The organism is Mycobacterium sp. AZCC_0083 (genome assembly GCF_014202335.1).
GTDB lineage: Bacteria > Actinomycetota > Actinomycetes > Mycobacteriales > Mycobacteriaceae > Mycobacterium.
In genome coordinates, this window is the sequence record NZ_JACHGP010000005.1 from 486377 (window position 1) to 500416 (window position 14040).

Annotated in this window: 11 protein-coding genes and 1 pseudogene; 2 read left to right on the forward strand and 10 right to left on the reverse strand. The window is 65.7% G+C overall.

The genetic code is table 11. The annotated features are described in order from the left end of the window. Positions 1-231: 231 nt before the first annotated feature. The 10 genes from HNP02_RS15490 to HNP02_RS15530 form a co-directional block, all read right to left on the reverse strand. On the reverse strand, positions 232-1632 hold the full coding sequence (locus HNP02_RS15490) for an amidase (protein ID WP_184439800.1): 1401 nt from the start codon (positions 1630-1632) through the stop codon (positions 232-234). Positions 1633-1638: 6 nt separating this feature from the next. Beyond that, entirely contained in the window at positions 1639-2352 is a 714-nt protein-coding gene (locus HNP02_RS15495) for a type 1 glutamine amidotransferase (protein WP_309241569.1), read from the reverse strand. 38 nt (positions 2353-2390) lie between these two features. Continuing rightward, positions 2391-3926 carry a glutamine synthetase family protein gene (locus tag HNP02_RS15500; RefSeq protein WP_184439802.1) on the reverse strand — a complete coding sequence of 512 codons (1536 nt, stop codon included), beginning with the start codon at positions 3924-3926 and terminating at the stop codon, positions 2391-2393. 46 nt (positions 3927-3972) lie between these two features. Continuing rightward, complete coding sequence (locus HNP02_RS15505) at positions 3973-4647, reverse strand: pyridoxamine 5'-phosphate oxidase family protein (protein ID WP_184439804.1); 675 nt, start codon at positions 4645-4647, stop codon at positions 3973-3975. A 143-nt stretch (positions 4648-4790) separates the two neighbouring features. Next, the gene (locus HNP02_RS15510; protein WP_221317612.1) at positions 4791-6182 is read right to left on the reverse strand and encodes a PLP-dependent aminotransferase family protein; all 1392 of its coding nucleotides are present in this window, start codon (positions 6180-6182) and stop codon (positions 4791-4793) included. 633 nt (positions 6183-6815) lie between these two features. Beyond that, complete coding sequence (locus tag HNP02_RS15515) at positions 6816-8393, reverse strand: APC family permease (RefSeq protein ID WP_184439806.1); 1578 nt, start codon at positions 8391-8393, stop codon at positions 6816-6818. 619 nt (positions 8394-9012) lie between these two features. Beyond that, positions 9013-10155 (reverse strand): epoxide hydrolase family protein, encoded by a 1143-nt coding sequence (locus HNP02_RS15520; RefSeq protein WP_184439808.1) that lies wholly within the window; start codon positions 10153-10155, stop codon positions 9013-9015. 676 nt (positions 10156-10831) lie between these two features. Beyond that, the gene (locus HNP02_RS15525; protein WP_309241570.1) at positions 10832-11437 is read right to left on the reverse strand and encodes an alpha/beta hydrolase; all 606 of its coding nucleotides are present in this window, start codon (positions 11435-11437) and stop codon (positions 10832-10834) included. A 5-nt stretch (positions 11438-11442) separates the two neighbouring features. Continuing rightward, positions 11443-11886: an alpha/beta hydrolase gene (locus HNP02_RS42735; protein ID WP_255506582.1), complete on the reverse strand. Its 444-nt coding sequence runs from the start codon at positions 11884-11886 to the stop codon at positions 11443-11445. Positions 11887-12185: 299 nt separating this feature from the next. Continuing rightward, a complete protein-coding gene (locus tag HNP02_RS15530; RefSeq protein WP_184439810.1) occupies positions 12186-12770 on the reverse strand; it encodes a TetR/AcrR family transcriptional regulator in 585 nt (194 codons plus the stop codon). 44 nt (positions 12771-12814) lie between these two features. On the opposite strand from HNP02_RS15530, the gene HNP02_RS15535 reads away from it, so the two are divergent. Together HNP02_RS15535 and HNP02_RS15540 are read left to right on the forward strand one after the other, a co-directional pair. Further along, complete coding sequence (locus HNP02_RS15535) at positions 12815-13732, forward strand: pyridoxamine 5'-phosphate oxidase family protein (RefSeq protein WP_184439812.1); 918 nt, start codon at positions 12815-12817, stop codon at positions 13730-13732. Positions 13733-13841: 109 nt separating this feature from the next. Next, positions 13842-14040, forward strand: a pseudogene (locus HNP02_RS15540) (hypothetical protein); the annotation flags it as partial.

Genomic DNA, 14040 nt, shown 5'->3' on the forward strand with positions numbered 1-14040 from the left:
CATCCTCGCTCGATACCTGATCTCGCATCGGGCTCCCGTTGGCCGTTGCGGTCGACGCCTCCGCGGCCGCACCCTTGGCCGGCAGCACGTGGCGTGCAGATGGCGGCTCGTCGTTCGCACGTTAGTTGAGATCAGTAGCGGCGGCGCGCAACTCACGCAACGCGATCGTGCCCAGATCTCGTTCCTCGCCTGGCTCGGCCCAGCGGGCATAACCGTTTTGACCGGGCGCAGTCACAGCAGTGCGTATTCCCCGGCCCAGGGTCGTTGTTCTTCAAGGGTTTCCGCGAGAGCGAGGACACCGAGGTCGTCGCCGTGCCGGCCGATGATCTGCATGCCGACGGGTAGCCCGTCGACTGTTCGGGTCCACGGAATCGACACTGCGGGGTTCCCGGCGATGTTCCAGGGGTAGGTCATGCTGCACCACCGGTGCCAATGCGTGACCTGCTGGTGATACGGCGGCGGCGAGTGCTGTCCCGCCGGGAATGGCAGTCTCGACACTGTCGGGGAGATGAGGTAGTCGACGGTATCGAAGAGATCTTCGACTGCGTGGAAGTAGTCGATGCGGCGGCTCTGTGCGGTGGCGAGGTCGACTGCGGACAGTTTTCGGGCTGCGTGGGCCAACGCGACGAGGTCCGGATCGCGGCGGGCGAGCTGGGTGTCGGTTTCGCCGTCGAGTTCGGTTGCGGTGAAGGCGGAGATGATGGTGCCGACGATGTCGGCTCCGCCTGCGGGCAGCTGAATGGATCGAGTTCGGTGGCTCTGGTCGTCGAACCAGGCGGCGAACTGGTCGAACGCGGCATGGATGAACGGGTCCACGTGGTCGGAGTCGACTTCGTCGATCGCGCCGATGGTCATGTGCGTCTTGGATATGGCCGGCGTCGGGGTGGTCGTGGCGAGCGGGTCCCGGCGGTGCGGGCCGCACATGATTTGGTAGGCGTCACGCGCATCGCCGACGGTGCGTGCCAGCGGGCCGATGTGAGAGAGGAATTCGGTGCTTACGGGATAGTAAGGGACTGATCCCAGGGTGGGTTTGAAGCCGACGACGTGGCAGAAGGACGCCGGCACGCGGATGGAGCCGAAACCGTCGGTGCCGGTGGCCCAGGTTCCGTACCGCATTGCCGTGGCCACACCCGCGCCGCCGCTGGATCCGCCCGGCGTCATCGTGGGCGCCCACGGGTTCAAGGAGGACCCGAAGGTCGGGTTGGAGCCTTCGGCTTTCCACGCTGCTTCTGAGGTGTTCGTCTTGCCGAGCACGATCGCGCCGGCACGCCTGAGGCGTGCGACGGCTTCGGCGTCGAAGTCGGGCACCCATTCCGCGGTCCTGGCCGCGCCGCGGGTGGTGCGGATTCCGGCGGTCGCCGTGATGTCTTTGATGGTGATCGGTATCCCGAAGCCCGGACCGATCCGGTCGGGCTCGGTCATCACGAGCTGATCGAGGTCGGCTGCGTGTCGGCGCGCGTGTTCTTCGGACAGCGTGATGAAGGCGTTGTACTTGTCGCTAGTGGCCAAGATCCGCGCGAGTGCGGCGTCGGTGACTTCGGAGGGCCTGAATCGATGTGTGCGGTAGCCGTCGGTTAGATCGCGGCTGCTCAGACATGTCAGGTCGTCGGTCGAGGGAGCAGAAGGTGTCATCGCGGTTCAGCGCACGCGGCTCAGGACGCAGTTCTGCAGCCACGCCGACATGGCGTTGGCTGCTTGCGCCAAGATCGCGTGTTCGGCCTTCTTGAGCTGGGCGAGGAAGCCGGAGGCGGCGCCGGGCCCTTGCGCCTGCTCGAGCGACGCGCGGTATTCGGCGATCTCCAGCCATTGGCTGGCCAGGTCGTGAGATGCCTCGATGTGGAACTGCACGCCGTAGCTGGTGCCGTGGCGGAACACTTGATGGAGGTAGGTGTCGGAACTGGCCAGCAGTTCGGCGCCGGCGGGCAGCGCAAATGTGTCGGAATGCCACTGCAGGACGGGGAATTCGGTGTCGAAGCTGCCCCACACGGGGTCTTCCTTCCCCGCGGCGGTCAGTCGGACCCGGTCGACGCCGACCTCGGGCACGGTGCCGGTGTACACGATGGCGCCGAGCGCCGCGGCCAGGAGTTGAGCGCCCAGACACACCCCCCACACGGGTAGGCCCTCGGCGAGCGCTCCACGCAGGTAGTCGATTTCGGCATCAATCCAGTCGAAGTGGTCGCGGTTCCCTACCCCCATCGGGCCGCCCATGGCGATCACTGCCGCGAAGTCGGTAGCCGCGGGCAGGGCGTCGACGCCCATCCGGACGGTGTGGATCTCGCCGACCCGGCCGAGTTCGCTGGTGTAGGCAGCAGGCGGTTCGCAGTCGACGTGTTGTAGGACCAGGATCTGCACGAGTACTTCCTTTCGTCTGAGCGGCGGGCGGTTTCGGGTCAGAAGAAGCGGAAGTATTCACGCTGCTCCCAGTCGGTGACGTCGTTGGCGATCGTTGCCTGATCGGTGCGCGTGCCGCTGAATCGCTTCCATTCGTTGCGTTTCATCCGCAACAGCATCTCGACGAGATGATCCCCGAGGTGTTGGCGATACAACATGCTGCCGTCCAGTCCGTCGACCGCGTCTTGGAACGTGGTCGCGATGGCGGGTCCGTCATGGTGGTGTGGGTCGGAGGTCATGTCTCCGGGGTCGAGATGGTTGTCCATCCCGTCGATGCCGGCGATGACCTGCGAGGCGATGTAAAGGTACGGATTGGCCGCGGGCTCGCCGATGCGGTTCTCGATGTGCGAGCTGGAGTCCCATGGCGCACCCAGGACCCGGATCATGGCTCCGCGGTTGTCTTTCGACCATCCCGCGACACTGGGTGAGAGGGTGTGTTCGTGGCGGTAGCGCTGATAGCCGTTGACGGTTGGGGCGGTCAGCAGACTGGACTCGCGGGCGTGGCGAACTAGACCGCCGACGTAGTCTGCAGCGAGGGTGGACAGCAGCTGGTCGGGATCGGTTGACATGAACAGGTTTTCACCGGACTGCTGGTCTTTGAGTGACTGGTGCAGATGCCACCCGCTGGGGTCGAAACCTTGCAGGGCCGGTTTGCACATGAAGGAGGCGTGGTAGCCGTGGCGCCAACAGATCTGTTTGACCGCACTTCGGAAGAGCACCGCGGCGTCGGCTGCGGCCAGGGCGTCCATGGGTTCAAAGGTGAACTCCATCTGCCCGGGGCCGGATTCGTGTTCGGCGCTGCGCAAAGGCAGTCCCAGCTCACGCAGTGTCGCGCACAGGGGTTCGACGATACCGGCTACCGCGTCGTTGAGCAGGTCGCTGTTGAACTGGTATCCGACGTCGACCGGGACTACGGTCGGCGGTGAGCCGGGGCGGCCGAATCCGCCGATGTCGTTGGTCCGGAGCGGTTGGTCGGTGAGCCGGGTGAGATGCCACTCGATTTCGAGTCCGATGACCAGGCTCTGCGCCCGTTGAGCGAGCCGGCCGAGTTGAGCCTTGAGGGCTGCCCGCGGTGACAGCGACAGTGGCTCACCGGACTTGGAGTATTCGTCGCACAGGATCCAGCCGGTGCGCGCCGTCGTCCACGGCAGAATCCGGAAGGTGAGCGGATCGGGCACGATGATGATGTCCGAGGATCCTTCGAGGTCTGCGATGCCCACGCCCGCGCCCGGCGCGAACAGGTCCACGACGAGGTCGCCTCCGGTGTCGGAGATGAAGGGAAAGGCGCTGCAGTCCATTCCGGCGTGCAGCGCCTCGCCGAATACCTTGGCGCTCAAGCATTTGCTTCGTACCAGGCCGTGGGGGTCGGTGAACCCGACCCGCACCAGATCCAGCCGGTCGTCGGAGATCAGTTTCGCCAGCTCGCCCGCGGCGGCGTGCTGCTGCGGTGTCCACCGCCCGTGGGCCTCGACGAATCCTGGAAGCCCCGTGACTGCACCATTGTTGGCGACGGCGGGACTAGAGAGAGCAGACATGCCAGTTTCCTTCCCGTGCAGGATATTCAGTCGCCAGACCGCGACGTCAGGACAGTCGACGTGCCCATTGGGCCTTGGCGTCGTGCACCGCGGGCGTTAGCGGACAGTCGACCCCGTCTTGGGCCACGGGGTCACCGACGATCGTCTGAAACGGTAGATAGCCCGTCCATATGCCCGATTCGGGGTCGTCGTCGGGATGCCCGGAGCGGATCTTGACACTGGCCTGGTCCAGCGCCATGCGCAGAACGTAGGTGGCGGCGAGTTCACGCGGGGTGGGCGGGCGGACTTCATCCCATCTGCCGGGTGTGAGACGGTGCGAGATCTCCTTGACCGCTGCTTCCTTGTCCTCGTTGGGAACTGGCTCGGCGGTGCCGAGGATGACTGCGCAACGGTAGTTGACCGTGGAGTCGAACAGCGATTGGGCGTAGACCAGTCCATCGAATACCGAGATGGTCACCGCCAAGTCGACCCCGCGCTTGGCCGCCTTGTTCAGGCCGGCACCTGTGGAGCCATGCATCAGGATCGCGTCGTCGGTGAAGGCGTAGGCCATCGGGATCACCGCGGGCTTGCCGTCGCGGACGAACCCGACGTGTGCGATGAGCCCGGCGTCGAGTACGTCGAACAGGTCCCGGCTCGCCCAGCGCTGCAGTTGTTTGTAGCGGTGGACTTCGAGGTCGCCGGACTCGGGGAGGTCCTTGGCGGTGTCGGCAGTGGTGGTCATGCGCTCCATCCTCGATTACCCGAATCCACTGTTGGTAGGCCACTTTCGCTGTTCTACATCAGACCACTGTGTTAACGCAGCGCTACGGCTGTTACAGCGGTCCGACGCAGTTCGGCGATCACCGGGGTGCGTCGAGATGGGACTCACCGGCTGCGGTCGAGGACTTCGGCCAGCACACCGATGCCGGTCTTGATTTCGGTGGGGGTCACCTTGGCGTATCCCAGCACGAGTGCCGGGTTGGCCGGGTCTGGTGTGACTCGGTATTCGTCGAGCGCGGCGATCAGAAGATTGCGTGCCCGGGCCTGGCGGGCGATGAGGCTGGTGTCGAAGACGCTGTGGAGGTCCGCTACCAGATGAAGGCCAGCGTCTATGCCGCGCAGGCCGCTGATCGCCGGCAGTCGCTTCAGTTCGCGCAGCATGACGCGGCGGCGGTCGGCGTAGACCTTGCGGACCCGGGCGATGTGGCGGGTCAGGACCCCGGTGGTGATCAGATCGGCCACGACTTCCTGGGTGGGGGCGGCGACGGTCGATCCGAGGTCGTTTCGGGTCGCGGCGACCGCGGCGCGCAGATGCCCGGGAACGCGAAGGTAAGTCAGCCGCAGGCCGGGGTCGAGCACCTTGGACATGGTGCCCATGAAGACGACGTTGGATCCTTCGTCGAGACCGGCCAGGCTGGGCAACGGGGGTACGCCGAAGCGGAATTCGGCGTCGTAATCGTCCTCGACGATCACGGCGCCGTTCTTTTGGGCCCAATCCAGCAGGTCGCGGCGCACTGGTGAATCCAGCCGGTGGCCCAGCGGATATTGGTGGCTGGGAGTGATGTAGAGCGCGCCAACGGATCTGGGCAGCGCGTCGAGGTTGGAGCGCAGCAATTCCGGGTTGGTTGCATCGACGGGTACCCAGTCGACGCCCAACCGGGTGAGCGCGGCGCGCACCGCGGGATATCCGGGTTCTTCGACCACCACGGTGCGTCCGACCCAACCGAACGCCAACGCCAGCACGACCATCGCTTCTGCCGTTCCGGCGCACAGAAAGATGTCGTCGGCCTCGCACGGCAGACCGCGGGCCGCGCCGAGATAGGACGCCAAGGCGCTCCGCAATTCGGGCGTACCTTCCGCCGGTGGCGGGGCGCTACGAGGTACGACCTTTCGCCACGCCGCGCGCCACTCACCGAGGGCCACCAGCGAGGGGTCCAGATCACCGGGCCGCAAGTCGAGCAGCGGGATCGCTCTGGGTGCAGCGCTCGGCCGTGGCGTCGCGGGCGTCGACTCGAGGTCGTCGCGGTGAGCTACGAAGGTGCCCGACCCTTGGGTGCCCTCGACCCAGCCCTCCCCTTCCAACTCGAGATAGGCGGCGACGATGGTGGTGCGGGAGAGCCCGGTTTCCTGCGCGAGCAAGCGGGTGGAGGGCATCGGGTATCCGGGCTGCAGTAGTCCGCGCCGGATCGCGCCGCGAAGTTCGGACACGATTTGTTCGCGCAACGGTACGGGGCTGTTGCGATCTACGGTGATGGGAATGTCCAAGCCGGACGACATGCGTGATCACCTCCTTTCGCAGTGTGAGCCTGCCGCTGCAGCTGCGCATCCCGGGGTGCCCACCCCCTCCTGCGACGGCATCGCCGGGATCTGTGATCACCTGGGTTTGTTCGCATCGATGTCATGCGGTGGTTGCACGCGGCAACATAGTGGTCTGCTGCGGCGGCGTCGATTGGTCTCGCCGGATGCACCGCACCGAGTGCAACTGGCTTCCCGGGGGCCCAGGCGCCGCGGCGGCCGGGCGCTGGTCGCGAATCGACCACGTTACGATCGTCATCGCAAGCATCACGCTCGGCCGTCAATTACGTGCGATCGCAATCTATTTGCGTTATCGCGGCATGACATGGTGTGTAGGCCGCGCAGGCCGGTGATCGTTGAAACCCCTGACGGCAGCGGTGGTTTGGTTGAGTGGTTACCAGCGCCGGCGGACCGAGCGGGCGCTTCTAGGATTCCGACGCAGAGTCACGATCCGGCGGGGCGTAATTTCGCCGCGCGTCCGGGTGGTCGTGACCACGGAGAACGGGTTGTGCGTCACGGGGGAATCGACGACGTGGACGTGAGGCAACCAGTGCTTGCCCAGGGGCACAGCGGGGCGGGAGCAGAGAGACTCTGCTCCCGCCCCCGGGGTGTGCCTCAAACTGCCTGGAAGGCCTCGCCATTGGATGACGACGCAGCCCCCGTGGCGGGTGCCGCGTGTTTGGCGGTCGGCACGACACGCATGCCGTCGTGATCGCGTATCGCCTTGCCAAGTTTGCGCGCCGCGGCCGGCATGATCAGCACCGGCAGAGCAGCCAACAGAATCCAGATGACCGCGGTGATGGGCTCTCCAATCGGCGTGTCGGTGGGATGGATGTTCTTGTACAGCGTGAACACCAGAATGGCCATGGCCATCAGTGGAATGACGATCTCCCATCGGCGGACCAGGAGTGGGCCGTTGAAGAACAGCACCCGCAATGCACCGACGGTTGCCAGCAGGTAGACCACCAGCAGCAGCAGGGTGCCGATCGTCGCGGTCCAGTCGAAGACATTCTGTGCATCGGCGTGCATTCCCCAGCCGAACAGCGCGAGTGCCGCCAGGGCGGTGACGCCGACCGCCGCGGTGGCGCCCCAGGGTGTGGCGTACTTGGTCGACACCGACGCCAGCGCGGACTTGCCTTCGGTGGCGTCGAAGGCCAGCGTGTAGATGATGCGAGCAGCGCCGACCGCGCAGGCCAGTGCGCAACTGGCGGCGCTGATGATGGTGCCCACGGTGATGAGGTTGCCGAATCCGTGTCCGACGTAGGAGGTGCCGAGATCACCCATCAGCGACGGCGACTTGGTGAATTTGTCGACCCCCCCGGGCGACGTGCCGAAACCCATCATCGCCGTGGCGGCGATGAAGACGTAGAACAATCCGATGACCACCGTCGTTCCGACGATCGCGCGGGGAATGTTCTTGCGCGGGTTTTCGGCCTCGGCACCGGCGACGGCGGCGGCCTCGAATCCGGCGAACGACAAGAACCCCATCACGATTCCGACGAACAACGCCGATGGCGAGGATCCGGGTTCGGGGACGAAGACGTGGAAGTCGATGTGATTGCCCGTGGGCGCGGTCCCCGAGGCCAGCCGTACCAGGACGATGACCGCGGCGAGCGTGATCAGCAACGCCGTAATCGCCTCGCAGACAATGACAATGCTGGTACCGCGGCGGGCCGGAACGATGCCCAACCAGGTGGATAGCCCCACGGTGACGACTGCGAGCAGGTAGGCCGCCCAGCTGGGCGGGTCGTGCCAGACACCGAGGTTCTCCAACAGGTCACATCCGAAGATGCCGACCGCCATCGAGCACAGCAGCACAAGGAAGAAGTACGTGCCCGCCAGTGCCCAGGCGGCGACGACTCCGGTCCGCGGACCGACTGAGGCGCCGACCAGCCCATACACCGCACCGGGGTGGTGCATCCGCTGGCTGAGCCGTCCCAACCCGTAGGCCACGGTGAGGACCCCGACGAGCGCCAGCAGATACGACAGCGGAGCGGCACGGCCCACGCTCGCGGCGGCGAACTGGGGTTGGCTGGTGATCGCGAAGGACGGCGCCATGACGCCGATCGAGATCGCCACCACCTGCCACAGCTTGAGGTTGCGGGCCAACTTCTGGCCGGCCTGCTCGGGCGGGCTTGACTCCGTTGTTGCAGAGCAGGATTCGTCGGCTACGTCGAATTGCTGAGTGGACATTTTGACTCCTTTGGTTGACTCGTCAGCGAACGGCGTACAGCGCTGCCTCGTCGCGGTGCACCGTGATTCGGCGGCTCATGACACCAACGGCTCATTGACTCCGCGGTAGCGCCGACTCGGCGTTGGCTCATGCGGTTATGGTGGCTCGCTTCGGGATGTCGGCGTTAGTCCATTTCGACCGGTTTCGTCGATGCCAGTTTGTTACGGGCGCGGTGCGTGGCTCGAAATCCACCGGAACCGATTGCCGTGGACGCCGGGGGCGCGTTGGCGTATTTCCGCACCATAATCGCCGGCTCTACCGGACTTAGCCGGTGGCACACCGGCTCGCTATCCGCCGATCAACGCCATCGGCGCGGCGCAGGCGAAGGTTCGCGATCGAGCCGTCATCAAACATCCGTTGCGACCGTGCGACATTCGCAACGTCACCCCGGGCGCGCTGGGCGTGCCCGGTGAGCCGCTCACCTTCGACCCCGCTGCGCCCACCGCCGCGAAGTTGGCCTCCGGCCGCCGCGTGTTGCGTCTGATTCCGATCGCGTTACCGTCCCCGCTGACGTCAAATCATGGTTGATGGTCAACCCTGTCAGAGGTTGTCAACAACCCAAGCTCTTCGTGAAGAGTCTTATCCGCCGGGATGATCCCTTGCCCATGCCCGCACGTCGGCGACGAAAAGTTCGGGCACTTCCATGGCGACGAAATGGCCGCCGCGGGGCAATTCGGTCCAGCGTACGACGTCGTAGCCCCGTTCGAGCCAACTGCGCGGCGGGAACGGTGCCCGCGGATCGGGGTGGGCGGCGATCGCAGTGGGCACCTCAACCCGGAGGCCTTTCGGCATGACGTTCGCGTGCTCGGCTTGCGCGCCGGCGTAGAACCACGCAGCGGTCGCGAAAGCGTCGTTGGTGACGTAGATCATTACCTCGGTGAGCAGCTGGTCCATGGTAAAGACCGCCCCGAACGGCCGCTCGCGGAGGTCGGCCCAGTCATGCAGCCGCTCGACGATCCACGCGGCCTGGGCGACGGGATTGTCCTGCATGGCATAGGAGAGCGAGTGGGGCCGAGTCCGTTGCAGCATCTCATAGCCACCGAATTGATTTTCGGCCTCCGTGCGGCTAGTCCGCCAGGACTTCTCCTCGTCGGTGTCCGGCTCGGCGTCGGGCTGCACGAGGACGGAGTTGAGGTGGATCGCTCGCACGGACCCGGCATGCTCCAATGCCAACCACGCGGTACCTGCCGCGCCCCAGTCGCCGCCCTGGGCGAGGTAGGACCAGTAGCCAAACCCATCGCGCATGAGCGCGTCGAAAAGGCGTGCGGCCGTGCGGGCCCCGACCGGCGAGCGCGGCTTGCCCGAGACACCGAAGCCCGGTAGCGAGGGGATGACGAGATCGAACGCATCCTCCGGTTCGCCGCCGTGACGGGACGGAAATGCCAGCGGCTCAATCGCCTCCCAGAACTCGAACACCGAGCCGGGCCATCCATGGGTCAGCAGCAGCGGACGCTGGCACCCGGCCTCGCCGACGACATGGACGGCGTGGATGTCGATGTTCTCCACGCGGTGGAGCACCTGCGGGAATCGGTTCAGCTTTGCCTCGGCGGCACGGACGTCGAAGCCGTCCACCCAGTAGGCGCACAATCTCCGCAGGAACTCCGGATCGCAGCCGTAGCGCCATCCCGCATTCTCGGGCGCGACCGGGAAGCGGTAGTCCCGCACCCGCTGGCGCAAGCGCCGGAGATCGGCCTCGTCCCAGGCCACGGTGAATGGCTGCATGTTCAGGCCTTCCTAATTACGGGCGGCACGGGCGGTTCGGAGTGCGACGGTGAGCCCACAGCCGCCGACAGCCCGCCCAGTATGCAAATCGTCAACCAGGTGCTGGCGCTGTCGTGGTGAGAGTCGTTATGGGCTCAGGGAAAAGCCGTCGAATGCTGCGCTGCGATGCATGGTGATCACCGCCCACCTTTCGTCGCGGCGTCGATGAGTGTCTCCGCAGCTGATCGCAGAGCGGCGGTGGCCACGCGTAGCTGACCGCGTTCGGAAATGCCCGTAACCCCGTGGTAGAGCAAGGCCGAAGGCCGGGGCGGCGATGGTCGCCTTGTTAGGGGTGGCACTGATGGTCACTGGGAGCACCGCCAAAGCTGGCTCGCTGGACGCACCGAGTCAGTGCCAACACCTCGGAGCAAGTCTGACCCAAACCCACTCACCTTGAGGCACCTATTGCTGTTTCCCGTGAGCCCATCTCTCTGCCCGGGCAGACGCTTAGACGTAGTTCACAGAATGACTTTCCCGTGAAAGCCGTTGTGAGCCAAGGTGCTCTCGTCGACAGCTACCGCAATTCCCCGGCCTCGTGCGTGGGGAGACGATCGAGGCGATGAAGGTGGCGACCTGATCGCCGTCGTCGACGTCGGCATGTCCGCCGACTCCAATTAGACACTCGGTTGCGCGTCGGTCATTCGGCGGAGAGGTGCTGGTCGAAGAACGCCTGCAGCCTGTCGAACGGGATCAGGTTGACCCGGTCGTAGAGGTCGACGTGGCCCGCCCCCGGCACGACGAACAGCTCCTTGGGCTCGGCGGCTCTGGCAAAGGCGTCCTCGCTGAAGTACCTGGAGTGTGCGTTCTCGCCGACGACGAACAGGATCGGTCTCGGGGAGATGGTCTCGATCTGGGCGAACGGGAAGAAGTTGTTCAGCACCGCCGATCCGGTGAAGGTGAACTCCGTCGTCGAGCGCGGATGTTGCCCTCGCCGGGTCCGGTAGTAGTCGAAGAACTCGCGATCCGCCGCCGACGTGTCGGCGCTGAGCTGTGTTGGCAGCCCGACCATTTCACGTTGCGCCCCGCCAGCTTCCGTCCAGCGCTCGGCACCCACTTCATCGAGCGTCGACATCCGCTGTTGGCACGGGACGGCGTCGTGCAGGCCTTGGCGGCTCAGTCGGCCCATGTCGTACATGCTGACGGTGGCCAGCGCCCTGATCCGGTGGTCGATCTGCGCTGCGCTGAACGCCCAGCCGCCACTGGCGCACACCCCGATGACGCCGATGCGGCTGCGGTCCACCACGGGGTTCAGTCCGAGGTAGTCGACCGCGGCGCTGAAGTCTTCGACGAAGGCCTCCGGCGAGGCGATGGATCTCGGTGATCCGCCGCTCTCGCCCCGTAGGAGTTGTCGAAGGCTAACGCGACGAAGCCTCTCGTTGCCATCTGCTGGGCGTAGAGCCCAGAGGTCTGTTCCTTCACGCCCCCGTACGGGTGGCCCACGATGACGGCCGGTGACGGTGTCGACCGGTCCAAGTTCGTCGGGACGGACAGATCGCCGACCAGGTCGATGCCCAACCGGTTGACGAAAGATACGCGTTCCACGTTCACCAGGTCGCTCGGTGGGAAGGTCTTGTCCCACTCCGGACTTTGCGCGGCATCGTCCGTCGTGGCGGCGGCGCAGCCAGCGATGGACAGTGCGCCCAGTGCCGCTACGCCGGTTCCCGTCAGCTTCATCAAATTGCGGCGGTTCACCGCGAGAGCCGGAACCGCCCCGATGGCCGAGTTCTCGCCGTGGCAGCCAACGCACCCGAGCCTGCTCGAGGACCTCGCGGCGGGGAACTATGCGGAGTGACACGGGGCGAGCGCCCTAACGTCAGAGAGATACGCCGAAAGAGCCCGCGGCTAACTCGTCTCAGCGGCGATTGGGCATGGCGGACGCACTGATCTGCGATATTCCAAGTTGTCTCAACTTGATCGCGGTCCGGTTTGTCTCACGAATCCCTGCAGTTCCTAGGGACGCCGGCGTCCATCCTTCTGTGGGACTCGCCTGGTCATCGGCCGCGTTGTGCAAGGACGAGCAGCGAGTCGGTGAGGTCGTCGGCGAAACGCTGGTTGATCGGCCCGCTGGCAGCAAGCAGGCGATACCACAGCGCGCCGTAGAACATTTCGATCAGGAAGTCGATGTCGACGCCGGCCTGCAGTTGTCCGCGGGAACGGGCCCGGTGGAGTAGTTCTCGCATCACCGCACGGCGTTGGGCAAGAAAACCTTCGCGGAAGGACTCGGCGAACGACTCATCGCGTTGTGCCTCTGCCATCAGCGCGGTAAGCAGCCGTGCGACCTTACCTCGGGCACCAAGCACGCTGCGCCGCACGAAAAGGCGCAAGTCGTGGTCGAGGTCGCTGGTTTCGGCCGCGGGCGCGATGCGCGAGGCTCCCTCATTGAGGGCCTCGAGGACGATCGCAGCCGGTGATGGCCACCAGCGGTAGATGGTCTGCTTGCTCACAGCGGCACGCCGGGCGATGCCCTCCATCGTGGTTGCGCCGTAGCCCTGCTCGTCGATCAGGGCGGTGGCGGCGCCGAGGATTGCGTGGCGCGCCGCCTCGCTACGTGGGCGTCCTGGCGAGCGTACGGTCATGGCCACCATGTTACTGGACGAGTCGTATGATAATGTTCCGAGACGTGACGTCCATTATTGGCTGGACCGACGAGGTCGAGGCGATCCTCACGGGAGATCACGTAGCGATGCTCGGCTACGTGACACCCGCCGGCGGGGTGGTGCTCACCCCGGTGACGAACTTCGGCATGCACGATCGTGGGCGCGGGGTCGTGACGTTTAATACGTCGGTGGGCGCGTGGCGGAAGATCGCTCACATTCGGCGAAATCCGAACGTGGCGCTGGCATTTCACACGCGTGCGCACGCCACCCACGATCGCGGCGAGTATGTGCTCGTCCAGGGCTCGGCAACGGTCGGGCCGATCGTCGAAGACTTCCCATCGACGGTGCTGGAGCATTGGGAGCGCTTCGAGCCGTGGAGTACGTCGGGCCCGGCGTGGAAGTGGTGGATGCGGGTGTATGCACGCCGTGTCGAGGTCGGCGTCGCCGTCGAGCGCATCGCCGCGTGGTCAAACCTCAGGTGCGCAGGAAAGGTCACCGTGCACGGCGCCCCTCTTCCAGACACACCGCCGCCCTCGCAGAGACCACCGGCAAACGGGACCGGTCCCCGCGTCGGGTTGACGCTCACGGCTGTGGCGGCGCGCCTGTTGCCCGACGTGTTGCTGGGTTGGGTCGGCAATGACGCACGCCCGTTTGTCGTGCCGGTCGATGTCGTGGGCACCGGTCCGCGGGGCCTCACCCTCCGGGCGCCGCAGGAGCTCGTGCCGCCGGGATCGCGCCGCGCGGGGTTGACGGCGCACTGGTTTTCCCGTGGAGTTGCCGGCCAATGCCAGGCAGTTCACACCGGTTGGCTCGAGGCGATCGACGAGGTGTTCTACGCACCGCACACCCGGGCGTCCTACCTAATGCCGCCGTCACGCATCGTGTATCGCCTCGCCGCTGGTGGCTTCACGCGGCTGCGCCAGCGGCAGGCACACACATAGCGAGGAGCCCGACGCAAACGTGGCACAAGCTCGCGGTCCCGAACAGGCAAGGACGCTCCCGATGCGACTCTAGCGGCGCGCCACCTTGGGCCGTTGCGAAACTCCTGGTATGGCCGATGATTTCGACCTGACGCAACCAGTGGGGATCGACGCCGAGGCGTGGCACGCCATCACGGCGCATCGCGACCGGCTGAAGGACTCGGCCGCTCAGGGGCAGTTCTCCGATCCATACATAGCCGACCCACACAAATCCTTTACTCCTGCCCAGTTGCTCGGCTACGCACTCGACAAACCGCTACAGTTCCCAC

Coding starts and splice junctions, on each gene's coding strand:
- HNP02_RS15515 (WP_184439806.1), bottom strand. CDS start 8,393: ATGTCCACTCAGCAATTCGACGTAGCCGACGAATCCTGCTCTGCAACA.
- HNP02_RS15490 (WP_184439800.1), bottom strand. CDS start 1,632: ATGACACCTTCTGCTCCCTCGACCGACGACCTGACATGTCTGAGCAGC.
- HNP02_RS15500 (WP_184439802.1), bottom strand. CDS start 3,926: ATGTCTGCTCTCTCTAGTCCCGCCGTCGCCAACAATGGTGCAGTCACG.
- HNP02_RS15510 (WP_221317612.1), bottom strand. CDS start 6,182: ATGTCGTCCGGCTTGGACATTCCCATCACCGTAGATCGCAACAGCCCC.
- HNP02_RS15505 (WP_184439804.1), bottom strand. CDS start 4,647: ATGACCACCACTGCCGACACCGCCAAGGACCTCCCCGAGTCCGGCGAC.
- HNP02_RS15530 (WP_184439810.1), bottom strand. CDS start 12,770: ATGACCGTACGCTCGCCAGGACGCCCACGTAGCGAGGCGGCGCGCCAC.
- HNP02_RS15520 (WP_184439808.1), bottom strand. CDS start 10,155: ATGCAGCCATTCACCGTGGCCTGGGACGAGGCCGATCTCCGGCGCTTG.